General features: G+C 31.7%; 28 protein-coding genes. 9 read left to right on the forward strand and 19 right to left on the reverse strand.

Annotation, left to right across the window (positions count from 1 at the left end; translation table 11 throughout):
• The first annotated feature begins 2 nt into the window (after window positions 1-2).
• The 4 genes from coaBC (at window position 3) to MEVAN_RS04685 (ending at window position 3,353) form a co-directional block, all read left to right on the forward strand.
• Window positions 3-1,199, forward strand: coding sequence for a bifunctional phosphopantothenoylcysteine decarboxylase/phosphopantothenate--cysteine ligase CoaBC (coaBC, locus tag MEVAN_RS04675; protein WP_011972723.1), 1,197 nt, complete (start codon window positions 3-5; stop codon window positions 1,197-1,199).
• Between the two features lie 178 nt (window positions 1,200-1,377).
• Window positions 1,378-1,548 carry an endonuclease dU gene (locus MEVAN_RS09040; RefSeq protein ID WP_232179322.1) on the forward strand — a complete coding sequence of 57 codons (171 nt, stop codon included), beginning with the start codon at window positions 1,378-1,380 and terminating at the stop codon, window positions 1,546-1,548.
• A gap of 151 nt (window positions 1,549-1,699) precedes the next feature.
• Window positions 1,700-2,608 (forward strand): formylmethanofuran--tetrahydromethanopterin N-formyltransferase, encoded by a 909-nt coding sequence (gene fhcD / locus MEVAN_RS04680; RefSeq protein WP_011972724.1) that lies wholly within the window; start codon window positions 1,700-1,702, stop codon window positions 2,606-2,608.
• 67 nt (window positions 2,609-2,675) lie between these two features.
• Window positions 2,676-3,353: a hypothetical protein gene (locus MEVAN_RS04685; protein ID WP_011972725.1), complete on the forward strand. Its 678-nt coding sequence runs from the start codon at window positions 2,676-2,678 to the stop codon at window positions 3,351-3,353.
• Between the two features lie 35 nt (window positions 3,354-3,388).
• Here the strand turns inward: MEVAN_RS04685 and MEVAN_RS04690 are convergent, their stop codons facing one another.
• Both MEVAN_RS04690 and MEVAN_RS04695 read right to left on the reverse strand, forming a co-directional pair.
• Window positions 3,389-4,144, reverse strand: coding sequence for a proteasome assembly chaperone family protein (locus tag MEVAN_RS04690; RefSeq protein ID WP_012065754.1), 756 nt, complete (start codon window positions 4,142-4,144; stop codon window positions 3,389-3,391).
• Between the two features lie 21 nt (window positions 4,145-4,165).
• Window positions 4,166-4,843: an RIO1 family regulatory kinase/ATPase domain-containing protein gene (locus tag MEVAN_RS04695; RefSeq protein ID WP_012065755.1), complete on the reverse strand. Its 678-nt coding sequence runs from the start codon at window positions 4,841-4,843 to the stop codon at window positions 4,166-4,168.
• 115 nt (window positions 4,844-4,958) lie between these two features.
• On the opposite strand from MEVAN_RS04695, the gene albA reads away from it, so the two are divergent.
• Window positions 4,959-5,228 (forward strand): DNA-binding protein Alba, encoded by a 270-nt coding sequence (gene albA / locus MEVAN_RS04700; RefSeq protein WP_012065756.1) that lies wholly within the window; start codon window positions 4,959-4,961, stop codon window positions 5,226-5,228.
• A 37-nt stretch (window positions 5,229-5,265) separates the two neighbouring features.
• On the opposite strand, the gene hisS is transcribed toward albA, so the two are convergent.
• The 4 genes from hisS to mtnA all read right to left on the reverse strand — a co-directional run bounded on the left by hisS (window position 5,266) and on the right by mtnA (window position 9,727).
• Window positions 5,266-6,522 carry a histidine--tRNA ligase gene (hisS, locus tag MEVAN_RS04705; RefSeq protein ID WP_012065757.1) on the reverse strand — a complete coding sequence of 419 codons (1,257 nt, stop codon included), beginning with the start codon at window positions 6,520-6,522 and terminating at the stop codon, window positions 5,266-5,268.
• 56 nt (window positions 6,523-6,578) lie between these two features.
• Window positions 6,579-6,878, reverse strand: coding sequence for a metal-sulfur cluster assembly factor (locus MEVAN_RS04710; RefSeq protein ID WP_012065758.1), 300 nt, complete (start codon window positions 6,876-6,878; stop codon window positions 6,579-6,581).
• Window positions 6,879-7,004: 126 nt separating this feature from the next.
• Entirely contained in the window at window positions 7,005-8,321 is a 1,317-nt protein-coding gene (gene aspS / locus MEVAN_RS04715; protein WP_012065759.1) for an aspartate--tRNA(Asn) ligase, read from the reverse strand.
• Between the two features lie 434 nt (window positions 8,322-8,755).
• Complete coding sequence (mtnA, locus tag MEVAN_RS04720) at window positions 8,756-9,727, reverse strand: S-methyl-5-thioribose-1-phosphate isomerase (protein WP_012065760.1); 972 nt, start codon at window positions 9,725-9,727, stop codon at window positions 8,756-8,758.
• A 150-nt stretch (window positions 9,728-9,877) separates the two neighbouring features.
• Here mtnA and MEVAN_RS04725 point away from each other — a divergent pair, with 150 nt between their 5' ends.
• Together MEVAN_RS04725 and MEVAN_RS04730 are read left to right on the forward strand one after the other, a co-directional pair.
• On the forward strand, window positions 9,878-11,086 hold the full coding sequence (locus MEVAN_RS04725; RefSeq protein ID WP_012065761.1) for a molybdopterin molybdotransferase MoeA: 1,209 nt from the start codon (window positions 9,878-9,880) through the stop codon (window positions 11,084-11,086).
• Window positions 11,087-11,099: 13 nt separating this feature from the next.
• Entirely contained in the window at window positions 11,100-11,402 is a 303-nt protein-coding gene (locus MEVAN_RS04730; protein WP_012065762.1) for a hypothetical protein, read from the forward strand.
• Window positions 11,403-11,457: 55 nt separating this feature from the next.
• Here MEVAN_RS04730 and MEVAN_RS04735 read toward each other — a convergent pair whose 3' ends face one another.
• The 10 genes from MEVAN_RS04735 to MEVAN_RS09060 all read right to left on the reverse strand — a co-directional run bounded on the left by MEVAN_RS04735 (window position 11,458) and on the right by MEVAN_RS09060 (window position 18,465).
• Entirely contained in the window at window positions 11,458-12,453 is a 996-nt protein-coding gene (locus MEVAN_RS04735) for a respiratory chain complex I subunit 1 family protein (protein ID WP_012065763.1), read from the reverse strand.
• A gap of 10 nt (window positions 12,454-12,463) precedes the next feature.
• Window positions 12,464-12,907: an NADH-quinone oxidoreductase subunit B family protein gene (locus MEVAN_RS04740; protein WP_012065764.1), complete on the reverse strand. Its 444-nt coding sequence runs from the start codon at window positions 12,905-12,907 to the stop codon at window positions 12,464-12,466.
• 12 nt (window positions 12,908-12,919) lie between these two features.
• Complete coding sequence (locus MEVAN_RS04745; RefSeq protein WP_012065765.1) at window positions 12,920-13,432, reverse strand: 4Fe-4S binding protein; 513 nt, start codon at window positions 13,430-13,432, stop codon at window positions 12,920-12,922.
• A gap of 21 nt (window positions 13,433-13,453) precedes the next feature.
• On the reverse strand, window positions 13,454-14,902 hold the full coding sequence (locus MEVAN_RS04750; RefSeq protein ID WP_012065766.1) for a 4Fe-4S binding protein: 1,449 nt from the start codon (window positions 14,900-14,902) through the stop codon (window positions 13,454-13,456).
• A gap of 1 nt (window position 14,903) precedes the next feature.
• Window positions 14,904-15,164, reverse strand: coding sequence for a hypothetical protein (locus MEVAN_RS04755; RefSeq protein WP_012065767.1), 261 nt, complete (start codon window positions 15,162-15,164; stop codon window positions 14,904-14,906).
• Between the two features lie 11 nt (window positions 15,165-15,175).
• On the reverse strand, window positions 15,176-15,940 hold the full coding sequence (locus MEVAN_RS04760; RefSeq protein WP_012065768.1) for a Na(+)/H(+) antiporter subunit B: 765 nt from the start codon (window positions 15,938-15,940) through the stop codon (window positions 15,176-15,178).
• A 9-nt stretch (window positions 15,941-15,949) separates the two neighbouring features.
• Window positions 15,950-16,258: a hypothetical protein gene (locus MEVAN_RS04765; RefSeq protein ID WP_012065769.1), complete on the reverse strand. Its 309-nt coding sequence runs from the start codon at window positions 16,256-16,258 to the stop codon at window positions 15,950-15,952.
• Between the two features lie 16 nt (window positions 16,259-16,274).
• The gene (ehbF, locus tag MEVAN_RS04770) at window positions 16,275-17,723 is read right to left on the reverse strand and encodes an energy conserving hydrogenase EhbF (protein WP_012065770.1); all 1,449 of its coding nucleotides are present in this window, start codon (window positions 17,721-17,723) and stop codon (window positions 16,275-16,277) included.
• A 26-nt stretch (window positions 17,724-17,749) separates the two neighbouring features.
• Window positions 17,750-18,106 (reverse strand): cation:proton antiporter subunit C, encoded by a 357-nt coding sequence (locus tag MEVAN_RS04775; RefSeq protein WP_012065771.1) that lies wholly within the window; start codon window positions 18,104-18,106, stop codon window positions 17,750-17,752.
• 227 nt (window positions 18,107-18,333) lie between these two features.
• Window positions 18,334-18,465, reverse strand: coding sequence for a hypothetical protein (locus tag MEVAN_RS09060; protein WP_269479005.1), 132 nt, complete (start codon window positions 18,463-18,465; stop codon window positions 18,334-18,336).
• A 225-nt stretch (window positions 18,466-18,690) separates the two neighbouring features.
• Between MEVAN_RS09060 and MEVAN_RS04780 the strand changes: the two genes are divergently transcribed.
• Window positions 18,691-20,340 (forward strand): ATP-binding cassette domain-containing protein, encoded by a 1,650-nt coding sequence (locus MEVAN_RS04780; RefSeq protein WP_012065772.1) that lies wholly within the window; start codon window positions 18,691-18,693, stop codon window positions 20,338-20,340.
• Window positions 20,341-20,711: 371 nt separating this feature from the next.
• On the opposite strand, the gene MEVAN_RS09115 is transcribed toward MEVAN_RS04780, so the two are convergent.
• The 3 genes from MEVAN_RS09115 to MEVAN_RS04795 all read right to left on the reverse strand — a co-directional run bounded on the left by MEVAN_RS09115 (window position 20,712) and on the right by MEVAN_RS04795 (window position 22,369).
• The gene (locus MEVAN_RS09115; protein ID WP_394295941.1) at window positions 20,712-20,876 is read right to left on the reverse strand and encodes a hypothetical protein; all 165 of its coding nucleotides are present in this window, start codon (window positions 20,874-20,876) and stop codon (window positions 20,712-20,714) included.
• Window positions 20,877-21,326: 450 nt separating this feature from the next.
• Window positions 21,327-21,569, reverse strand: a complete 243-nt coding sequence (locus MEVAN_RS04790; RefSeq protein ID WP_012065773.1) for an MJ0307 family thioredoxin — start codon at window positions 21,567-21,569, stop codon at window positions 21,327-21,329.
• Window positions 21,570-21,676: 107 nt separating this feature from the next.
• Entirely contained in the window at window positions 21,677-22,369 is a 693-nt protein-coding gene (locus MEVAN_RS04795) for a DUF169 domain-containing protein (RefSeq protein ID WP_012065774.1), read from the reverse strand.
• A 222-nt stretch (window positions 22,370-22,591) separates the two neighbouring features.
• On the opposite strand from MEVAN_RS04795, the gene MEVAN_RS04800 reads away from it, so the two are divergent.
• The gene (locus tag MEVAN_RS04800; RefSeq protein ID WP_012065775.1) at window positions 22,592-23,455 is read left to right on the forward strand and encodes a radical SAM protein; all 864 of its coding nucleotides are present in this window, start codon (window positions 22,592-22,594) and stop codon (window positions 23,453-23,455) included.
• The last annotated feature ends 5 nt before the right edge of the window (window positions 23,456-23,460 follow it).

The following is a 23,460-nucleotide window of genomic DNA, read 5'->3' on the forward strand; positions in this document are numbered from 1 at the left end:
AAATGCACCCTACAAAATCATTAAAAGGATTGAAATCAGACCTTTTATTAAATAAAAAAATTGTTGTTGCAGTTACTTCATCGATTGCCGCAATAGAAGCACCAAAATTAATGAGGGAATTAATTAGGCATGGTGCAGAAGTTCACTGCATAATGACGGAAGAAACAAAGGATATTATTGGAAAATATGCCCTTGAATTTGGATGCGGAAATGAAGTAATTGATAAAATAACGGGAAAAATCGAACATGTTTCTATTTATAACGAGTGCGATGGAATGATAATTTTTCCTGCAACTGCAAATATAATAAGTAAAGTATCGCTAAATATAGCAGATAATATCGTAAATACGACTGCAATGATGTTTTTAGAGAAAAAACCAATTATTATTGCACCGTCAATGCACCAGAATATGCTTGATACAGTTAAAGGACATTTGAAAAATCTCTCTGAAAAAAGAAATGTTCATGTAATGAATTCAAAACTTGAAGAAGAAAAAGCTAAAGCAATATCTATTGAAGAAGTAGTGAATCTTACAATTTTGGTATTTTCCGATAAAAAAGCTGAAAAAGAACGAAAAAAGGTACTCATTTTAGGCGGGGGAACTGTTGAGCCAATTGATAAAGTAAGAGTAATTACGAATCTTTCTTCTGGAAAAACGTGTTTTTCGCTTTCAGAAAGCTTTTGTAAAGCTGGGTACCATGTAGAAGTTATAAAAGGTCTTGGAAAAGATGTTCCATACTATATAAAATCTTACGAAGTTCTAACTGCTAATTCAATGTTAAAAAAGGCACTTGAAGTTGGAAAAGATTTTGATATAATTATTTCATGTGCTGCAATTTCGGATTATACGCCAGAAATAACGATTGATGGAAAAATTGATTCTGAAATTTCAGAACAGACTTTAAAACTAGTTAAAACCCCAAAAGTATTAAATGAACTAAGAAAAAAGTTTCCCAAAAAAATTATCATAGGTTACAAAGCAGAATATGGACTAAATAATGAAGAATTAACGGAAAAAGCATTGGATAGACTTAATAAATATAATCTTAACTTAATAATCGCAAACGACCTTTCAAAGCATTATTTTGGGGACGACTCAACCGAAGTATTTTTTATAACCAAAAAAAGTATCGAACGAGAATATGGGTCAAAAAATAAAATTTCTGAAAAAATAGTTGAAATCGTGAATAAATTATAATTTAGGATATTATTGGATTTTAAAGATTAAATTGGAGTTATTGGAATTGGCGATGCCCTATTTAATAAATTGGATAAAATAGTAGATGGCATAACGTTTAAAATAATAGAAAAGGACGAATTTAACGGAAAAAATTATTGAAGTTGTATCTGGAAAGCATTCTGAAAAAATAGAAGTTTTGAATTCATTTTCAAAACCAGTAAGGCTTAAAAATATATACGTTCAGGTTATTGGAATAAAGTTATGTGACGTTGAAAAAATTATTGAAAAATCACGGCTAAAAAGTAAAATATCAGAGTTTTTAAGAATTTCGCATATTATAGGGAGGGGATTTTTAAATATGCGATAATAATTTTTATTTTTTTAATTAAATAAGGTTATAATCTGTTATTTTTGTTTTGAAAAGCCACTATCTGCCTAATTTTTAGAATCAAATAACAACATATTAATAATAGTTTTTTCATATTTTTTCTGTCTATATAAGAATAAGGAGGAATAAAATGGAGTTAAACGGTGTAGTAATAGAAGATACTTTCGCAGAAGGATTTTCAATTTGGGTCTCAAGAGTATTAATCACGGCTGCAACAGAAAGATTGGCAAAAGCTGCTGCAACAGAAGCAACAGGATTTGCATGTTCAGTTATCATGTGCCCTGCTGAAGCAGGAATTGAAAAATACGTATCCCCAATGGAAACCCCTGATGGAAGACCTGGATACATTATTGAAATTTGCCACCCTAAAAAAGCAGAATTAGAACACCAGTTATTAGAAAGAATTGGACAGTGTGTTTTAACAGCCCCTACAACAGCAGTATTTGATGCAATGGGCGAAGATGCAACTGAACAGTTGAAAGTAGGATTCAAGCTAAAATTCTTTGGTGACGGTTACGAGAAAAAAGTAAATTGTGAAGAATGTGGAAAAACACTATATTCAGTTCCAATAATGGGCGGGGACTTCCTTATCGAGGGCAATTTTGGGATTAAAAAAGGAGTTGCAGGAGGTAACTTCTTTATCATGGCCGAAAATAATACGGCTGCATTAGTTGCTGCAGAAGTTGCAGTTGACGCAATTTCAATGGTTGAAAAAACAATTACTCCATTTACAGGAGGTATTGTTGCTTCAGGAAGTAAAGTAGGATATACAAATCCCAAATACAGCTTCATGGCCGCTACAACAAATGAAAAAATGTGCCCTACATTAAAAGGAAAAGTAGAAGGTTCAGAAATCCCTGAAGATGTAAATGGCGTTTATGAAATCGTTATCGATGGTGTTGACGAAGCTTCAGTTAAAGCAGCTATGAAAGCAGGTATTTCTGCTGCTGTAAAAATACCTGGAGTTAAAAAAATCACTGCAGGAAACTACGGTGGAAAATTAGGCCCATTCCAAATGAAACTTCAAGAATTATTCTAATTATTTTTTATTTTTACTTTTCATTACAATTTACACTGATTTATCATTATTTAAGGGGGTTTTATTTTTGAAACCAAAAAAAGCACTCTGTAAGGACGTTCTTACAGAATTTACACTGAATAAATCCTTTAATACCTATCGGGGAAAAATCGTAAAATGCGATTTTAACGGGCTTATTGAAGGAGTAGTAATGTTAAATAAAAAAAATCACCATTATTTTTATCCTTTAAATGCACTGCATATGGTAAAGCCCCTTGAGTGTATGCCTACAAATATTTTACCAAAAACATCACTTCCAACAAACCCTAAAGATATTACTTCAAAAGAGGCACTTTCAAGAATAGTTGGAAGAACTTTAAAAGTATGTTACAATAACCCAAAAACATCTTATCTTGGAAGACTTTTAGGATTTACAAGAGGAATTTTTTCTTGGACTCTCGTTCTTGAAATTTACGGAGAAGTTTTTGTTTTAATAAATCCTGATTACATTTCTTATTACGGAACTAAATGGAAACTACCAAAAAATAATCCCCCATTTAAAAATCCTTCGCTTATGAATCTTACAAAAACAGCTATGCACCTTAAAAAGTGTCTTTTAGAAGAAGTAACTCTTGAACTCGAATATCCAAGAATAAATATTGATAATAAGGCGTTTGTTTATCCCCAAGGTATTAAATCACAGGATGAACATTTAAAAAGACAGATAAGCGGTTTTTTAAGGGAACAGGGCTTAAGATTTAGTTAAAGTCAAAAATTAAAATATTTAAAAATAATTGTAATTTATCCAATGTAGCTTAAATCTTCAGTTGACTGTGAACCGGGTTGCATTCCTTCTTCATACTTTTGTACTTTTTCCAAGAACTTTTCCATTTCTTTTGCTCGTTCATCAAGTTTTTTCATATCTATTTCAAACCCTATCGATTTTGAAAGCATTTCAAGTACGTTTGCAGCAGATTTTGGGTCAACCAAATAGCCTGGAGTTTCACCCATTAGACAAATTCCCTCAATGCCTTTTAATTTTGAAAATTTAAGCATTAAACCTGCAGCTCCGATGATACTCCCCCCATCAGTCCTAAATTCTGCCCCAAATTCCTTATGTTTTTCTGAAATTTCTTTTGAAGTTGAAGCAACGTAAACTTTTAATTGCTCCACAATTTTTCCGATTCCAAAGCCGCCAAGTGTATACGTTTTTTTAGCCCCATATTTTATTCCAATATCTATTAATCTTTCAGAAAGAGCATATTGGCCTTCAGGGGATAAAGCTTGGGTATTTCCAAGTACAATTACCATTGGAACTGGCTCCTTTACTAAATAAAACTCATTTTTCATGTATTCAATCGTTCCATCGTCATTTACCAAAATTTGGGGTGGAAAGTCGTCGCAGTAAATTTCAAGAATTTTTTCCCCATTAAACTCTTCAATTATATGTTCCGCTGCAACCCTTCCAACATGCCCAATTCCGGGAAGTCCCTCTATTAATACTGCATCAGTTAAGGGTTCTGCATCCTTTACTACGTTTTCAATAATTTTTACCATTTTATCGCCATTTTTTTCTTATTACTCTTTAAATAAAATTTTATAATCTTTTGCAAGTTTTCTAAAGATTTTCATGTCATTATCGGAAATATTTAATAAATCCCTTGTTTTCTTTGATATATAGTTTTCCCCAAAAAGTAAAGACATTGCACTTGTAAAGTTTTTTGGGCTGTGTTCTCTTGCTTTGTCAAAATCTATAATGTAAACTTTGTCTTTTGAAAACATGACATGTTTTCCACCCTGTATTTCAGTGTGGTCTATTTTATGAAGGTCAAGTTTTAAACACTGCCTTAGTGTTTCTTGAATTATATATAATAACTCATTAGGAGTTATTTCATCCATACAATCTTTTAACATTTTTCCATCAATGTATTCCATCACCAAGTGATTTTTTGAATATTCGTAAACTTTTGGCCCGACTCCAAATTTATTTGTTTTTTCAAGAATTCTACCTTCGTGAATAATCGTATTTTTTGGGCCGTCAATTCTTGGAATTTTAACTGCTAACTGCATAAAATTTCCATTTTTATCAATATATTCCCTAGAAATTGCTTTAAAAACTACTCCCCTATGTCCTTTACCAACATATCTTGTAAAATCCATATTTTTTGCCAGTTCTAAAACTATACTCCAGTCAAAGAGTTTGGAAGATATATTATCTAAATCAGTTATTTCAATTTCCATTTTTGAATTGGCCATGTTTATGCACCATACTAATTATTTAAAACCCTATAATGTTTAAGTTCTTTAAATGGGGTTTAATTAACAAACTATATATATTAAAATTAATATGATAAATTTAAGGAGGGATACGATGGATAATATTGTTTATGTCGGCAGTAAAGGCGTAATGAATTACGTTCTTGCGGTGATTACCCAATTTAAGTCAGGGGACGTTAGTGAAGTCAGCATTAAAGCACGTGGTAAAGCAATAAGTAGGGCCGTTGACGTTGAAGAAATGGTCAGAAATAGATTCATGCCCGAAGTTGACATTAAAAACATAATTCTTGGAACCGAACAAGTTCAAAGTGATGAAGGAAAATCCATAAACATATCCACTATCGAAATAATTCTTAAAAAATAATTTTTAAATGCCAGTTAAAAATTATAACATTTAAAATTTAACATGGGAAATTTTTAAGGTCTTTTACGTCAATTAAAACCTGTTCTCCTGTTTCCATATTTTTTAAAGGTATTTTTCCGGAAAAAATGTCGTTTTCCCCAATAATAATTACTCTTTTGATATTTTTGGAGTTTGCATAGTTTAAAGCTTTATTCAATTTTCTGCCCATGAGATCAATTTCAACAGGGTTTCCAAAATCCCTTAAAGTTTTTGCTATTTTTAAACATTCCTTAAGTAAAAAAATGTCATTTTTGACCGGAATTATAAATATTGAATCGTCCTGAACTTCAAAATCATCGATATTTAATATAATCCTATCAAAACCATATGCAAATCCTACAGCAGGTGATTTTTCCCCTTCAAAAAGTTCTATTAGGTTGTCGTATCTTCCACCGCCACATACCTGTCGTGCACCTTCTTTTTTCCCATATATCTCAAAAACCATGCCTGTATAATAATCTAAGCCTCTTGCAATGCCAAAATTTACAACATAATCGTGTGGAACAAGTTCTAAAATTTCATCTAGGTTATTTAGCGCGTCTAACGACTTTTCAAAGTCCGTAAGTTTTTCTTTTAATTTAGAAATTACTTCCTTTCCACCTTTTAATGTAAGAACTTCAAACACTTTTTTTGAAATTTCGATATTTTTTTCTTCCTCGATTTTCAATAAAACTTGTTTTAACCCTTCAGTATCCTCTTTATCTATTAAACGGCGAATTAAAGTTTCATCCTCCTCTGAAAGAGAATATTTCTCAAAAACACCTTTTAAAACACCCAAATGGCCAATATTAATTTCAAAGTCCATGTTAATTGATTTCAATCCTTCAATAGCCATGTTAAGTACTTCTGCATCCGAAATTGACTTGTTACTACCAATTAATTCTGCACCCATTTGCCAAAATTCTCGGTATCTACCTGCTTGGGGGTTTTCATACCTAAAACAATTCCCAAAATAATACATTTTAACCGGTTTTGGGGTATTTTTAAACTCGTTTATGTAAAATCTTGCAACTGATGATGTAAATTCTGGCCTTAAACCCATTTCCCTATTCCCGTGGTCGTTAAACACAAACAACTGATTCCTTATTTCTTCGCCAGTTTTTTTGGAAAGGAGTTCAAAACTTTCAAATGTGGGCGTATTTATTTCAGAAAAATTGTAAGAATCAAAGATATTTCGCAATTTTTTTTCTATTAATTTTCGCTTCTTCATTTCTACAGGTAAAAAATCCCGTGTACCTTTGGGTTTTTGAAACATTTTAATCACTCTATCTATACTAAACGTGTGTAAATTTTATTAAAAAAAGTAAAAAGTTATTTTTTTTCAATTGGCTCATCGCCCAATATCTTGTTAATGTCATCTTCCATCATATGACCCTTAACAGTAACATTAACTTTTTTAACGCCTTCAAGTTCGGATACAACGTGTTTTGCACCGCCTGCCATATGAATTACGCTCATACATCCTGGATTTGTTGGCGTAAGGGTAAATGAAACGTTTCCGTCTTCACCCACCTCTACATCATTTATTAAACCCATATCTACTATGCTAATGCCCATGTGGGGATCTGCAACTCTTTTTAAAGCATTTAATACGTCGTCTTTAGAAACCATTTATGTCACCTTTTTTATGAAATAAGATTAGTTACATTTCTTTTTATATAAATCCGCATTGTTTAGATTTTATTAAGTTTACCAGTTTAAAAAAATGGCGCCAATAAATAATTAAAAATAAGGTAATTATGGAGTTAATCTCTGTCTATCTCTTGGAAATAGCACACATTCTCGAATATTTTCTTGATTAGTTAAAATCATTGTAAATCTGTCAGCACCAAGTCCCCATCCTGCGTGTGGGGGCATCCCATATCTAAATGCTTCAAGGTATGTTTCAAAGGAATCTGGATTCATACCTCTTTTGGCAATATTTTGAACTAAACTGTCATATTTATGAATTCTTTGTGCCCCTGATGAAATTTCAAGTTCTTTATACATTAAATCAAATGCTTTACAGATTTTATTATCATTCTCATCAGGAAGTGTATAAAATGGCCTTGTTTGTGTTGGCCATTCTGTAATAAAGTATAGGCCACCCATTTCATCACCGATTGCTTTTTCAGCAGCCCTTGATAGATCTTCTCCCCATTCTATTTCAACACCCTTTGAAACTGCAACATCAACTGCTTCAGAATAGGTTACCTTAGGGAATGTTTTTTCAGGAATTTCAAAATTTAACTCTAAAGTTTCTATTTCAGAAGGCCTATTATACTCAATATCTGTATAGCAGTTGTGAACTACTTTTTCAAGCATTGCCATTGCATCTTTTTCATTTACAAAAGACATTTCTGTATCAATTGAAATAGCCTCGTTTAAATGTCTTCTCGTGTTGTGCTCTTCTGCCCTAAATATCTGTGCAATTTCAAATACCTTATCAAATCCACCTGCCATCATCATCTGTTTATAAAGTTGTGGACTTTGCCCTAAAAATGCTTCTTTTTCAAAGTATGATATAGGGAATAATTCAGTTCCACCTTCAGTAGCACTTGCAACAAGTTTTGGCGTGTTTACTTCAATAAAACCTTCTTCTGAAAACGTTTTCCTAATTGATTTCAACATTTCAGACCTTATTTTAAATATTGCCTGAATTTTTGGTCGCCTAATATCTAAAAATCTCCTGTCAAGTCTTGTATCGATTTCTGCAGGTACTTTTTCTGAAGGATCTAATGGAAGAGGTGCGTCTGCTTTATTCAATATTCTAATTTCCATCGGAATTACTTCAAAGCCTTTTGGGGCCTTTTCATTTGCAACTACTTTTCCACGAATTGTAATTACATCTTCTTTTCCCAATTTTTTAGCTAGTTCAAATGTTTCTTCGTCCACCTTTTGTTTTGGAACAACCATCTGAATTAAGCCTTCCCTATCTCTTAAAATAATAAATGCAAGTTTTCCTAAAGCCCTTATTGAATGAACCCACCCCATTAATATTACTTCTTGGCCATCCATTTCTGGAATTACCTGTTCTGAATAGTGGGTTCTCCTCCAGTCTGCAATTATATACACTTTTTCACCTTATAGCTAGTATTCTTTAATCCATTACATTCGTAAAACGGTTATCAAAACTAATAGTTTTATGGTATTTATAGTATTATAAAATGCTTTTGAAAATGCTTTTGAAAATTTAATTTTAAAGCCATACTTAAATTAGTTAAATCTTTTTTATTCACTAGTTAACTTCTAATTATGGATAAATAATCATAAAAAGTTAAACTAAAAATAAAGAACTAGACAACTTTATTTTAAAACTAAATCGCTAATTATATATATTATACTAATTAGTAGATTAAAAGCCGGTATTTTTATTATACTGGCGAACATTGTGGGACACAATCCTCAAAAAGCTGAAAACATTCAAAAATCCATTCGGACAGGAGAAATCCTGTCCATAAATTTATAAATTTATTTATGAATTAGCATATTTACAAAATATTTACTAATTATTTTCCCAAATTTGGATAAATTATCTCTTTTTCAGTAATTATTCCAGTAATTAATTCTGGAGGCGTACAGTCAAATGCAAAGTTGTATGCAGAAACTCCTTCTGAAACAACTCTTACGCCATCAATATAGGTTACTTCTACATCATCTCGTTCTTCAACTACAATATCTACAAGCTTACTTTTAAAGTCAAACGTAGAATAGGGTGCTGCAACATAAAATGGAACATTGTGATATTTTGCAAGTATTGCTAGCGAATAAGTTCCAATTTTGTTAAAAACATGATAGTCAGAAAGAATCCGGTCTGCACCAACAATTATTTTATCAATCATACCTTTACTCATCAAATATCCTGCAGTATTATCACATATTGCTTTTACAGGGATTTTTTCATAATTTAGTTCAAAACAGGTCAATTTCGCACCCTGTAATCTTGGTCTTGTTTCATCAGATATAACATTTATTTTTTTACCGGAATAATGTGCAAATCTAATAATACTTAATGCAGTTCCGTATGCTGATGTTGCTAGTGCTCCCGCATTGCAATGTGTTAAAATTGTATCGCCGTCTTTAATTAACGTTTCACCGATTTTTCCAATTTTTTTGCATAATTCAACATCTTCGTCATGGATTAGTTTAGCTTCATCTAAAATCGATTTTCCATTTATTTTTGCATTCATAGCCTTATCAAGGGCCCAAAATAAATTTACCGCAGTTGGCCTTGTTTCTTTCAATTCCATATATGCATTTTCAATGTTATTTCCGTTTAATTCCGCTAATGCCAACCCATATGCTGCGGAAACACCAATTGCAGGAGCCCCTCTTACAACCATATCTTTTATTGCATAACATACATCAGTATAAGTTTTACATTCAAAATACTCAAGCTTATTTGGAAGTTTTCGCTGATCTACTAGTATAAGTTTTTTTTCTTCATCATTCCAAAAAATAGGCCTCAAATCTCTATCCATATATCTCACCAACTCCAACATAAATCGAAGGTACTAAAAATAAGTAACTGTAAAAACAGTATTTAATTTATACGGTACAATCAAACGATTTGTATTAATATAAATCTGGCCTTTAGTAATTTTCAATTTTATTTTGATTAGGTGTTTAGAATGAAATATGTAAAAGAGCTTATAAGTTACAATAACGCTAAAAAAATAGTTTTTAATAAACTTGAGGAATTTTTAAGTGATAAGTTTTTAGAAGTTGATATTTTTAAAGCACTTGGAAAAATATGTTTTGAAGATATTTATTCCCCCTGTAACCTTCCAATGTTTAATAAGTCCGCAATGGATGGTTATGCAGTGATTGCAGAAGATACATTTGGTGCATCCGAAACTAATCCAATCATATTAAACTTGGTTAAGGAAGGGCACCTAAATGAAGAAGAAGCATTTAGACTTTCAACTGGAATGAAATTGCCAAAAAATTCAAATGCTGTTGTAATGAAAGAGTATACCAAAGACCATGAAACATTTGTGGAAGTCATATCTGGTGTTTATCCAAATGAAAACGTTTCAAAAATAGGGGAAGACTTAAAAAAAGGAGATATTGTTTTAAAAAAAGGGGAAACAATTACGCCTTACCATATTGCACTACTTTCCTCCATTGGAATGAAGAAAATAAAGTGCTACAGCTTGAATATAGGGATTATTTCAACCGGAGATGAATTACTCGACATTGAAGACTTAATAGACTTAAAACAGCTTGAAGAAAATGAAATGATTGTTAATTCAAATGTTCTCATGCTTTCAGATCTTGTAAGGGAGTTAGGATTAACTGTAAAGCCATATAAAAAAGCCCCCGATAATCCTGAATTTATCGAAAAAGCTATTAAATTGGCACTTTTAGAAAACGATATTGTAGTTACAACTGGAGGCACTTCTGTTGGAGATAGGGACTACACGATAGAAAAAATAAGTGAAATGGGAAACTTATTATTTCACGGAGTACAGTTAAGGCCAGGTAGGCCTGCAGGATTTTTGGAATGCGAATTTAATGGAAAAAAAAGATTAATATTTGTTCTTTCAGGGTATCCTGTTGCTTCAGGAATTCAATTTGAATTATTTATTAGGAGTTACTTTAAACCTCGTAAATCGATTAATTTACCACTAAATAGGAATATTGCTTCTTCGTTAGGTAGAACCGATATTTTAAGGGTAAAGATTGTTGAAGAAGATGGTATCTCCAAAATAGAACCTTTAAGAATATCTGGAAGTGGGATTCTTTCATCAATGACTCTTGCTAGCGGGTACATTATTATTGAAGAAAACCTTGAAGGTTATGAAAAAGAAGACATTGTGAAAGTTTACTTATTATAAATTGGGGTTAAAAATGAGGGGAAAAATGGAATATGAAATTATATTGCTATTTTTTGTAATCGGACTTTTTTCTGGTTTTTTTAGTATTTCAAATAAAATAATACATATATTTCCAATTATAGCAGTCTTTAACATAATACTCTATGAAATATACTTAATATATATTTTAAACGTTAAAGGATCTTCAAATCTACCTATTGAAAATATGCTTGGCTTTATTTTAATTGATGCAGTTGCAACTGTTTTAATAACTGCAATTGGATTTTCGATAGGATTATTTTTGAAAATTGCAAAAGGAAAGTCATACGGACGCTGATTGATAAATATAACTTTGGTAGTAACTAAATTGAAAAATATTAAAACGAAAAATATTAAATTCCAATAAGTGCTAAGAGTGCACCAATAATTCCTAAAACTGTTGCAAATAGTGAAACAGGGTATATTTGTCTAAAGGTGAACACTGGCGTATATGCACTAACTATTGCCGAAATTATGGGGAATATAAGTGCTACTGAAAAATTCAAGACTATTGTTATCGGATTTAGTATGTCTGGAGCTATTCCAAGGTATAATGTTGCAAATAAGCTACCGAGTGTTATCATCATTAATTCTTTAACGCTTAAATAAAGTGCACGATATTTTCCAGAATATTCCATTGTAGGACCTTCTAAAACATCCGCTTTAGTGTGCATTATGGAGAAAGGATAGTCTTTTGTCATGATTATATATCCTATTATATACGTTATTGCCCCAAATAATCCCCCTAATGTAAATAAAAAGTTATTTCCAACTAAGTGCGATAAAAATATCGATTTATGAGGGATAAACGGTAGTATTGTGGCCAAATAAAAGGGAAATGACCCAATAGTTATTAATTTAAATGCCCTCACTGCTGAAAGCTGTTCTAACGTCATTTTTATCTGCCCAATAAATGAACTGCCCTTACATTCATCTTCGATTGGCATTCTAATGCCCATTACTGTCGAAGCTAGGGAGCCCATTATAATATAAACCATTTCTTCAATTTTTAAAAGGCCAATAATTGTAATCTCATTTGGAAGAATATGGAATTTTATAACGGTTGTGAGGGCCAATATTGACCATAAAACTGCAAAACTCAAAACTGGTAAAAATTTATAGAGTTTTGGTAGTTTTGAAACAGGTTCTTTTGTTTCTTTTGCTAAGTATTTAAATATCGCCCAAAAACCAGGGGATGAAATTGAAGGGCCCTTTCTTTGCTGAATCCTTGCCTGAATTTTTCTTTGAATTCCCGGAATCCAAGTTGAAATTGCAAAAGCTATTAATGGAACCCCCATTATTGAAAGAATAATTTCAAACGATTCTAATGTTAAAATGCTTTCAAACATGACTATCTCCTCATCCATTTAAGATTTTGGGAAGAGCCTTTACTATCCCAGTAATCACGTCTTCAGGTCTTGGAGGGCAGCCTGGAACCTTAACGTCTACTGGAATTATTTTTTCAACCGGCCCGTCAACAAAAGTGGATGTTCCAAGATCTGCACCTATATTATTATAAACTCCACCCATAAGCGCACATGCTCCAACTGACACTACTGCTTTTGGGTTTGGAATTTCTTCGTATATCTTTTTTAAAGATTTTGTAACAGATTTTGTAACGCAGCCCGTAACAACTAAAATGTCTGCTTCCCTTGGATTCCATGTTAAAAATACGTTGTACTGTTCCGCATCATAAAATGGAGATAGTACGCAGTTTACCACTTCAATATCACAGCCGTTACAGCCCCCAGTATAAACAAGCATTATATGAATATTTTTTTTTCTTGAAAGCTCTTTTAACATCTTAAGACACCTTTAAATTTTTGTGCTAGCTTTCTTTTCCCGATTTACTATTCCTGACATATTTATTGAAAGAATTTTTGCAATTTTTCTAAGCTGTTCATCAGGTATTTCAACTGGTTTTTCGAGCAATTTTGTTAAATCTACTTTTATAAATTCTTCTCCAACGTGCCTTGGATGAATTGGGGATACTTCATTAAATAATGAAAATACAGGACAAAAATCATGACAGTAAAAGCAGTAAACACATTTTTCATAATCTATTTTTGGAACATATTCTTTTGAATAGTTTTCGGTTATTTTAACTGGTTTAACACTTTTCATTGTAATCGCTCCAGTAGGGCATGCATTTTTACAACCGCTACAACCGATACATAAATCGTTGAAAACTGCTTTTGGAAGTTCAATTCCCCTTAAAATTTCTGCTGTCATTTCTTTTGACGTGTAACTATCCGTTCCAAGAATTATTCTTTCTAAATTCTCGTAGAAACCAGAAATAAATACTTTTGCAAGTCCCTTAAATGTCATGAGTATCCCTTCTGCCTAATTTTAGTCTATTTTTTCATTCCATGTTCTATAGATATGTAGTGCATGTGTTGGACAAATATTTACACAAGCTGAACAATATTCGCATTTTTTAGTATCCACTTCACCTTTATCTACGGCATCATTTGGGCATATAATATTACAAAGCCCGCATTTAACACAGTAGTCAAAATCTGCCCGTATATATGAATTTTCAATATCCACGATTTTTTTGTAGCCTGTTGTATTTTCAATTACATCCCTAGGGCAGTGTATTGCACAATTTTCACACATTACACAATTTTCATTAAATATTACTTCTGAATGGACTGGATTTCCATTCATATTTAAACTGTTTATTTTTACAACAATTGCATTATTTGGACAGACTTTTGAACACGTACCGCATGCAATACATTCTTTTTTATCAATTTTAGTAAATTTTGAAACTTCTTTAACGACTATTGCATTATTTGGACAATTATTTATACAAATCTCACATAGAACGCATGCGCCATCAATATGGTCACCTTTATTTATTCTAACTTTTTTGGGGCATTCTTTAACACATAAATTACACAGTATGCAGGTGTTTGGATCGTATAAAATTTTTCCGGCATTAAATCGCAAAGCACCAGTTGGACACTTATCTACACATAATCCACAATTTATGCAATGTTTTACGGGTTTTATTGCCATTTCTTCCTTTGTTTTTGATATTTTAAAGTTTTCAATTTTTAAAACATCTTTTGGACATTTTAAAATACAATTCCCACATAGTACACAGTTTTCATTTACTTTACCAAACTCGATAGCATTTACTGGACATGCATCACTGCATAAATTACACCTAGTGCATGCATCTACCATTTTTCCCTCAATTATTGTATTTTTGGGGCATAAATATATGCACTTTCCACATTCATTGCATTCATTATGGTTTATATTGATAGATTTTCTAATAGTTCTTTCGGCAGGATTTTTTATAGTTACATCTGTTTTTGGCACCTTAAACTCATAAGTTTTTCCCATTAGTTTAAAAATTGCAGAATATCGTTCCATGAGCATTTTGTTCTTGGAATTTTTAAGTTTACTTGGGTCAAAATATATTCTAGCATCATATGGGCATGCAGTTGTACAAAGGCCGCACATTACGCATATTCCATCAGGGTAACTTTTTTTATTTTCTGTTTCTTTTATTTCAATTATATTTATTGGACAGACATTTTTACATATTCCGCAACCAGTACATTTTTTCCTGTTAACGTAGTATCCGCCATATTCATTCTTTTTTATGGCACCTGTTGGACACTCTTTTTCGCAAGTTCCACAGGTAATACATGAAAATGCCTTTCCATCAAGCAATTTTATGGCACCTGTTGGACATGCCTCCATGCATTTTGAAATATCCGTATTTGGACATTTTTCGCAATTTTCATAGCTCCTGCAATTTTTAATATTCGTTACAATCATTTTATCGCCTTAATAGACCTTTAAATCCATTCCCAATAAGTATTCCAACAATTCCTGAAAAAAATACGTGTGAAAATGGTATTTTATCGTAATAAGGTGTTGGCCCTATTAAGTAAGAAATAAATAAAGCTCCAAGTAACCAAAAAAACACGTTGTTTTTATTCTCTATTTTGATTCCAAGTACCAATCCAAGTAATATTCCAATAACTGCAACAAAATTCAAGTTTAAAGTCATAAATTCGTTTAATATGATATTATACATGTTATCACCGACTACTTACCGATAATATAGTCTTTAACTACTTTTTCACCGGTTAATAGGAATGTAATTGTTGAAAGGCCCGCTAAAACTTTTAAACCTACTGCAATATTTAAATAAGGAATTATTCCCGTATTTTCAAGCCCTAAAGGCCCAAAAAACAAAGGATATCCTGAAAAACTGGTTAAGTTTAAAAGATAATATCCTGAAGCCAAAATTCCTAAAAATCCAAGTGACATAAATAGTAATGCCCCAAAAGATTCAAGTTTTTCTAAAAAATGGTGTTTAAATTTAATTGGAGATTTGCACCCAAATGCAACGATACTAAGTATATAAGATGCTGCAATCAATGAACCACCTTGAAATCCTCCGCCTGGAGTTATATGTCCACCAAGAATAATTGAAATTCCAAGAGCCATCAGTATTATGCTAAAAGGCATTGCAAGTACTTTTACTAATGATGTAAATTCATCTTCAGTATCCGTAGTTTTAACTTGCTCTTTTTCGTAAGTGTCTTTTAAAAATTCAAACCCAAATAACCCCCTTCCAAAAACCATTCCTGTAACTAAAACTGAAGTTACTAATATCATACATTCTCCAAGAGTGTCAAATGCCCTCCAATCAAAAAGTACTGCTGTAACCAAGTTTGGAACCACGTAATTTTGAGTGTAGATATAATTTACTCCCCCCACCACGTTTATATTAAGTAGTGAATAAATTATTGCAGATCCAAAAAATACAAATGACAATGCTACTGCAATTTCTCGTTTTTGTGTCATTTTATCACCTTATCGAGCAAAATAAATAACCATTGCCAAAATTCCAGAAAACATCGAAAGCCAAAACATCTGGTTACCTATATCGTTTGAATTTTCTTTTTGAAACTTAAATATTAAGGGCGCCAATGAATAAGTTAAACCAATTACTAAGAGTCCGATTAATACCAGTAATAAATCCCCGTATATTCTTAAAATTAAAAAAATTGACAGTATTAAAAATCCAAATAAAGTAAATTCTGCGGTTAAAACTGCTCCAAGTGAAATACCGTCCCCGTGATTTTGTTTATCCATTTCTTTTTTAAAGTCCTTGTAAGACATTTTATCACCGAATTAATTATAACGTCCACATTCTTCCAAATTCGTTTGCGAAGGGGTATATTAAATCCGTTGCAAGATTTGGGTATACGCCTAATAAAATACAGAGAACTGTTAAAACCGCAAGTGAAAATATCCCAAATTTCGAAGGTTTCACTTTTTTATATTCATTTAGCTGATCTTCACTGCAGGGTTTTAGATATATCAAATAAAACGCTTTCATCATGGATACAAAAGTCCCAATACTTACCATTATCATTATAATTGCAAGTTCGGGCATATTCACATTCATTGCAGCTTCTGCCAGTAGTAATTTACTCTGAAATCCATTAAATGGCGGAACGCCACTAATTGCGAGTTTTGCACATAAAACCATCAGTGCAGTTGTGGGAATTACGGGTAAAAGACCACCAAGTGCATTTAAATTTCCAACCTTTTTTCTTTCCACAAGGTGGGCTCCAATGAAAAGAGCACTCTTATATATAACGTGATTTATTGCGTGAAAAATTCCTGCAACAATTCCTAAAGGTGTTCCAAGTGCAATACCTGCTGCAACATAACCTCCCTGACTTATTGCGTGGTATGCAAGCAATTTTCTATAATCTGTCTGTAAAAGAGCCATTACTACACCAAATACCATTCCAAGAATTGATATTGCAATTAAAGCCCCGTGTGCATTTGTAAAATATGAAAGTCCACCAAATATTTTAAAAATTACAAGCATTAATGCTACAAGAACAAATTTTGAGTATGTTTGGAGCATTGCGGCTATAAATGGTTTTGCACGTGCATAAATGTCCGCTTTTACAGTGTGAAAAGGAGGAAGGCCACTATCATAACATAAACCTATTATGATCATTAAAAGTCCGCCATAAATTGTTGGAGTTACCGGATTATTTATTAAAAAATTGTGCATGTCTGAAATATTTAACGTTCCTGTTGCAGAAAGTAAAAAAGCTACGCCAAGTAGTAAAATTGAACCTGCAAAATTTCCTAAAAGTAAGTATCTAAATGCTGAACGATAAGCTTTTTCAGTTCCAGAAGCAATAACTAATCCCGTTTGGGCAATTGCCGCTATTTCATAGAATACGTATATATTGAATAAATCATCTGCTAAAATAACTGCTGAAACACTTGCTAAACCCATTAACATTAATGCAACTGTTAATCCACTCGATTTTTTTTCATCAAGCCCCGTAATCAAAACTAATGAGCCGATTAACATTAAAACGGTGATTATAAGCTGTTTCATTGGGCTATATATGTAAGAAATACCTGAAGCAAGTCCACTTTCTAAGCCATGGGCTCCAAAATTATAAATTCCATAGTTTCCAATAAATGGAAGTACAAGTAGTAAAAGGGCCATTAAAAATGCCATAGGTCGAATTAATTTATCCTTCCCATTTAAATAATTGAATATGATGGCCACGAACATTGGAAAAACTACTATCAAAGGAAGTAAGTTCATTAAGCTCACCGTTTAAAGTTAAATCGTTAATCGTCTTTTAAAAGTTCTGATGACTTTAGTGTTTTGTATTTTTTGTAAAAAACTATTGAAAGTCCAAGCATTATTGCAAGCATTGACGCTTCAATAACTATATTGGTTAAAACGAGGGCTTGTGGAAGAGGATAGCTTGCACTCATTGAAAAGAGTGCCAATTCCATTTCCTGAGCTTTTATAGGCACTATTCCGCCAGTATACCCTATTGCAATTAGCGTTAAATTAACGCCGTTTCCAAGTGCGGAAAGTGCAATGATTTTTTTTATAACATTATCAACAAAGAAAGTCCCATATAACCCTATAACGATTAAAATTCCTGCAGTTATAAAGGATGCAAGTTGTAAGTCCATATTACCACCAATCGGGACTAAAAATTTGGATCAAAGACACTAACTAAGAATTCCTCTTAATCTATCATTAATTATAATGATAAATACCTTTAAAAAACTAGATATAAATAAGTTATGGTACTTGAAAAATCTACTAAAACTCAAAATAATGCCAAATCATTTAAGGATGCCTTTTTTTTATGAAATAATTTAAAAATAGAAATATGGTAAAAATAAGATAATAACTCCTACTTTTTGTGGGCCCATTCTTTTTTCTTTAATTCTTCACTCTTTCTCTGTTTTGATTGTCGTTCCTGATTAGCCTGTTTTTGGTAACTTTCTTTTTTCTTTTGTTCAGCCCTTCTTTTTTCGTCTGCCATTATTTTTTCACCTCGTTTATATATTAATAGTATATTGATAGGCGTATTTATTCGTTAAATGGCATAAAACCCCCCATTTTTAGATTAAACGTTAAAAAGAGTTTTAAAAAATTATTAGAAAAATAGGGTTAAAGATTTAGAACATCAGTTTTATATTTTTATACGCCATTATTCTTGGCATATTCAATTTTTTGGCATTACAAAAATCCCTTTTGTGTGATAGACATGAGCGTTAGAGTCCAGAATTTAACAAAAAAATACGGTGAAAAGGTAGCTTTAGATAATCTCGATTTTGAAATTAAAAAAGGCGAGATTTTTGGAATTATTGGTCGATCAGGAGCTGGAAAAACAACGCTAATAAGAATTTTGAGGGGAGTTGAAAATTTTGATAGCGGAAATATCGAAGTTTTAGGAAGAAATGAAGATTTAAGGGAAATTACTGCAATTCACATTCAAAGAAATTTCGCATTATGGGCAGAACCTGTAATTTATAACATTATAAGAAAGTTATACGCAATAAGAACTAATTCTGACGAAGGGCTTCCTACCGAAGATGAAATGGAAGATTATAAAAAAGATGCTGAGGAAATTTTGAAGCTTGTTGGTTTAGAACACAAAAAAAATGCTTATTCAAATATACTTAGTGGCGGAGAAAAACAGAGGCTTATTCTTGGAAGACAGATTGCAAAAATATATGAAAAAGGTGGAGATGGCGTACTTTTACTTGATGAACCTGCAACGATGGCTTGTCCTGCATCAAAACAGTTACTTTTAGATGTTTTAAAAAATATAAATGAAAAACTTGGTGTAACCATAATAGTAACTTCCCATCTGCCGGAAATCCATAAATACCTTTGTAATACCTGCATATTACTTGAAAATGGTAAATTAAAAATAAAAGGTAATCCAGAATTGGTTATAAACGAATTTTTAAAAGAAATACCTGAAAAATATGCTAAAAAGACTGGCCCACTTGAAGAGGATGTTATCGAAGTTTCCGGCATTTCAAAAAGATACTACGTTGTAAATGGGGGCGAAACTCTTAATTTAAAAGATATTTCGTTTAACGTTAAAAAAAAGGAAATTATTTCAATAATAGGGCCCAGTGGAACTGGTAAATCCGTTATATTAAGATTACTTGCAGGATTAGACGTTCCTGACTCTGGAACCATTAAACTTGAAGGTCTTGATTTAAAAGAATTTGGCTGGAATAGAATGGAGTTAAGGAGAAGAATTGGAATTATGCATCAAGAATTTTCATTGGCACACTATCTGACAGTAAAAGAGCTTTTAAATTATAGGGTAGGCATAAAAAGTATGGAAACCTTGGAAAAAGCAAAAGAAAAAGCCGAAGAAATTGGAATTTCGCCAAAAGTTGTTGATGGACTATACCAACTTTTAGACCTTCCAGAAACTGAAATGAAAAACAAGCTTGAAAAAATGAATATACCTGAATCAGTTGTTAGAACATTATTTCCTCCAAAAGATATTGAATTTGATTCATTAGACATTTTAGATGCACTTGATTTAAATAGGGAAGCATTATTAAAAAAACCTACAGAATTAAGTGGCGGGGAAAGAGTAAGAGTCGCTTTAGCACTTCAGCTGGCATTGAAACCAGATATACTGTTATTAGACGAACCTTTTGGAGATTTAGACCCTATAACTCTAAGAGACGTTTCAAATTACATTAAAAAAATAAATGACATAGCAGAAACTACAATCGTAATGATAAGTCACCATATTAATTTAATAAAAGAAATAAGCGACAGGGCAGTATTAATTGATGAGGGAAAACTTTTAATTGTTGGGAATACTAATGACGTCTGTGAAAAGTTCATTGAAAGGAGCAATTCAAAATTCATGAGTTCCTAAATTTATTTTAAATTATTTTTAAAACTAAAAGTTAAAACTTGGTTTTTGATTCCTATTCAGTATACAAGTAAACAATTCCTGTTTTTTTGAAAAAATAGCATATTCTTCACTTTTTGACATTCTATCACCCAAAAATTACAACCATACTGGCCTTACATTTGGTTTAAATATATACCTAAAAAAGTAGGGGCTCCTGCAATTCCAATTCCATCCCCTAATTTGTTGTTAAATCCTCAAATTCAGAGCTCATGTCACAAACGTATATTTTTACATCATTTAGAACATTTTAAGTTTTTCACCCAATTTTGGAAATGCAAGGCGTTTTACCTTATCACATCCTCCTTTTAATGCAAGGCTTACACCATCAAGCATTAAAAATATTGTGGATTTAACTTCATATTTTTAGCAACTTCTGCCATCATAAAAGTAGCGTATGCTTTTTCGACGTTTCCTGTTCCCGTTGTATTTATGATAAATACCTCGCCAATAAAAACTGAAACTTTAGATTCTTTTTTTCGTTCTTCTTTCTTAATCAAAATTCAGTAATTTCCATCGTCTGTTTTTTCAGTTGAGATAACTTCCCAAGTATTCATTCCTCCTAAAAATTCCTCAAACCTTAAAATTAGGCCTGGACAGCTTGCACAACTACATTTTCGATTTATTTAACGAAATTTCGCCAATGATGACCTTTACCGTATTTCCTTCAATTTCCATTTTGTAGAACATTTTCTTTATGAATTCTTCGATTTCTTTTATTTAGGAATAACCGTCAGTTTAACTATTAAACTTCCTTTGTCCGTCTTTTCAATAACTTTTTCAACGAGAATTAATGTACTTCTAAGCAATTTTACAGATATTTCTTTTATCATTAATACACTTGAAAATTTAATAATATGTCACTATTATGCACAACTAAATATATTTAAAGGAATAGAATTTTTTTAACTTCTTTAAAAATAAGTTAAAAGTAGAAAGGATAAGATCAATTATTTCGTAAGTTCAACCCTTAAAGCATCTTTTGAAGGGGCCCCAACAAATTTGATTTCCCCGTTAATTGCAATTGTGGGTACTGCCATAATTCCAAGTTCTGCTGCTTTTTCAGGATTATCCATAACATTTACTAGAACAATTTCTACACCAGATACTTCTTTTGCAACTTCCTCAACAACTCGTTTAGCTGCAGGGCAGTGTGGGCACATTGGAGACGTGAATACTTCAACTTTTACCATAAATGTCACCTTAAAGGTTTTATCTAAATATATAACTATTATCATACCATATTATATATTTGGCGATTTGAATGCATTTTGAAATTTTTAATTGAAGTTTTGAAAAGTTAGTTCCACTTTTCTTTAAAGTATTCTAATGCATTAACTACATTTTCTAAATCACTTAGCGGAAATGAAAATACGAGTTCTTCATCTTTAATATGTGCATAAGCTCTTGAACCATTACATCCAAGTGTTAAGTTTGCAACGCCCCTAGTTTTAACAGCGGCTACTGCGTCCGCACATAAAGACTGAATTCCCGCAAAATCTGCTTGAAATCTCCCGCCTAAACTGTAGTTTAACGCTTGTGTAAGCATTAATCCTTTTTTAGGGGTTACTAGTACGATAATTGCATCAGGTTCAAAATCAGTTTCAGTTAAGGGGGCGTAAATTCCTGCATACATGAGTTCTTTAACTTTCGGGATTGCCTGAACCGTTTTAATTGCAGCTTCTTCGGTTTCAAAATTTCCCAATTTATAATATAAGGCTCCTGTTTTTAATGCTTCAGGCGGATTTTGTAATATCCCAATTGCATAAGCTCCCCCTTTACAGGCTTGTTTTTCAAGTGTTGCATAAAATTTTTTACCATAAGTTCGTGCATTTTGAATCATTTCGCAGTGCCTTACTGGATTTTCAACTTCAGTATAGTTGTTTGGAATCTCTTCTTTTGATTTTACAAGTTTTACCGCTGTTGCTGGCTTTTCGAGCCCCAAAATTTCTTGAAGTTTTAATCCAAGTTCTTTAATTTTTTGAATTTCCATCCCTATCACCATAATTTACCTTGATAAGACAACTGTGTATAATATCTACACAATTATAATTACCTGTATTATATATAAACATTATTATTTGTGTTAAAATATTACACAATCAATTTTTAATATTTTTAATATTTTTAATATACCAGTTTAACTATAGCTACTATCTATTATAGATTTTAATTATAAAAAAATAAATATTTTTCGAAATAGTCTGGTGATATTTTGAAAATAACGTTAAGAAACCCGATTTGTGATGAATTAGAAAATATTGTAAAAGATTTAAAGGTTATAAAGCATTGTATTGGTTGTGAAGGACTAAATTTAAAAAATGACGACCCGCATCACCATCCAACAATCGAAATTACTACTGAATGTAATCACGACTGCATATTTTGCTATTCTAAATTAACAAGTGTAAAAGCTGGACTTTACGGGGATTTAGAAAAATTTAAAGCAGTAACAATAAGCCAGTATGGTGAACCACTAATATATCCTGAAAAGGTAAAAAATGCAATAAAATTTGTAAAATCAAAAAATTTAAGGTGTGATTTACAAACTAACGGGTCTCTTCTAACAGAAAGCCTTTTAAAAGAATTTAAAGAATTAGGTTTAGATATTTTAATGATAAGTCTAAGTTCAGATAATAAAAAAAGCCATTCAATCCTTTCAAAGGAAGTTAATTTTGACAAAATACTTGAAAATGTAAAAATATCTTCAAACTATTTCCATACAATCGTTAGAAGCGTTTATATTCCTGGATTTAATGATGATGAACTAGTAAACCTTGGAAGAATATTAAATGAAACTAATGTAAAAGAGATGATGATACACCAGCTTGTAATACATCCTGAAAATTTAAAAGAATTAGAGACTACTGGAAATTTAAATGAAGTTGGAAAAATAAAAGATTTACTTTTACTTATTCAAAAAATAAAAAACGTAGCTCCAAACTTAAACGTTACTATAAAAGGATGTTTATTGGTTTATCTAAAAACAATGGATGGATTTATATTAAATTCAATAAATAGCGACTGCATATCGGAAGTTCCAACAATTAAAAGAGAATATAATCCCATTTTATTTTAGGTGAT

The sequence above is a fragment of the Methanococcus vannielii SB genome (assembly GCF_000017165.1).
Lineage (GTDB): Archaea > AGJL01 > Methanococci > Methanococcales > Methanococcaceae > Methanococcus > Methanococcus vannielii.

What these genes read in the sequence shown, in the direction of transcription:
- coaBC (WP_011972723.1), top strand. Translation starts at nt 3, where the DNA reads ATGCACCCTACAAAATCATTAAAAGGATTGAAATCAGACCTTTTATTA.
- fhcD (WP_011972724.1), top strand. Translation starts at nt 1,700, where the DNA reads ATGGAGTTAAACGGTGTAGTAATAGAAGATACTTTCGCAGAAGGATTT.
- MEVAN_RS04690 (WP_012065754.1), bottom strand. Translation starts at nt 4,144, where the DNA reads ATGGTAAAAATTATTGAAAACGTAGTAAAGGATGCAGAACCCTTAACT.
- MEVAN_RS04695 (WP_012065755.1), bottom strand. Translation starts at nt 4,843, where the DNA reads ATGGCCAATTCAAAAATGGAAATTGAAATAACTGATTTAGATAATATA.
- albA (WP_012065756.1), top strand. Translation starts at nt 4,959, where the DNA reads ATGGATAATATTGTTTATGTCGGCAGTAAAGGCGTAATGAATTACGTT.
- hisS (WP_012065757.1), bottom strand. Translation starts at nt 6,522, where the DNA reads ATGTTTCAAAAACCCAAAGGTACACGGGATTTTTTACCTGTAGAAATG.
- MEVAN_RS04710 (WP_012065758.1), bottom strand. Translation starts at nt 6,878, where the DNA reads ATGGTTTCTAAAGACGACGTATTAAATGCTTTAAAAAGAGTTGCAGAT.
- mtnA (WP_012065760.1), bottom strand. Translation starts at nt 9,727, where the DNA reads ATGGATAGAGATTTGAGGCCTATTTTTTGGAATGATGAAGAAAAAAAA.
- MEVAN_RS04725 (WP_012065761.1), top strand. Translation starts at nt 9,878, where the DNA reads ATGAAATATGTAAAAGAGCTTATAAGTTACAATAACGCTAAAAAAATA.
- MEVAN_RS04730 (WP_012065762.1), top strand. Translation starts at nt 11,100, where the DNA reads ATGAGGGGAAAAATGGAATATGAAATTATATTGCTATTTTTTGTAATC.
- MEVAN_RS04735 (WP_012065763.1), bottom strand. Translation starts at nt 12,453, where the DNA reads ATGTTTGAAAGCATTTTAACATTAGAATCGTTTGAAATTATTCTTTCA.
- MEVAN_RS04740 (WP_012065764.1), bottom strand. Translation starts at nt 12,907, where the DNA reads ATGTTAAAAGAGCTTTCAAGAAAAAAAAATATTCATATAATGCTTGTT.
- MEVAN_RS04745 (WP_012065765.1), bottom strand. Translation starts at nt 13,432, where the DNA reads ATGACATTTAAGGGACTTGCAAAAGTATTTATTTCTGGTTTCTACGAG.
- MEVAN_RS04750 (WP_012065766.1), bottom strand. Translation starts at nt 14,902, where the DNA reads ATGATTGTAACGAATATTAAAAATTGCAGGAGCTATGAAAATTGCGAA.
- MEVAN_RS04755 (WP_012065767.1), bottom strand. Translation starts at nt 15,164, where the DNA reads ATGTATAATATCATATTAAACGAATTTATGACTTTAAACTTGAATTTT.
- MEVAN_RS04760 (WP_012065768.1), bottom strand. Translation starts at nt 15,940, where the DNA reads ATGACACAAAAACGAGAAATTGCAGTAGCATTGTCATTTGTATTTTTT.
- MEVAN_RS04765 (WP_012065769.1), bottom strand. Translation starts at nt 16,258, where the DNA reads ATGTCTTACAAGGACTTTAAAAAAGAAATGGATAAACAAAATCACGGG.
- ehbF (WP_012065770.1), bottom strand. Translation starts at nt 17,723, where the DNA reads ATGAACTTACTTCCTTTGATAGTAGTTTTTCCAATGTTCGTGGCCATC.
- MEVAN_RS04775 (WP_012065771.1), bottom strand. Translation starts at nt 18,106, where the DNA reads ATGGACTTACAACTTGCATCCTTTATAACTGCAGGAATTTTAATCGTT.
- MEVAN_RS09060 (WP_269479005.1), bottom strand. Translation starts at nt 18,465, where the DNA reads ATGGCAGACGAAAAAAGAAGGGCTGAACAAAAGAAAAAAGAAAGTTAC.
- MEVAN_RS04780 (WP_012065772.1), top strand. Translation starts at nt 18,691, where the DNA reads ATGAGCGTTAGAGTCCAGAATTTAACAAAAAAATACGGTGAAAAGGTA.
- MEVAN_RS04790 (WP_012065773.1), bottom strand. Translation starts at nt 21,569, where the DNA reads ATGGTAAAAGTTGAAGTATTCACGTCTCCAATGTGCCCACACTGCCCT.
- MEVAN_RS04795 (WP_012065774.1), bottom strand. Translation starts at nt 22,369, where the DNA reads ATGGAAATTCAAAAAATTAAAGAACTTGGATTAAAACTTCAAGAAATT.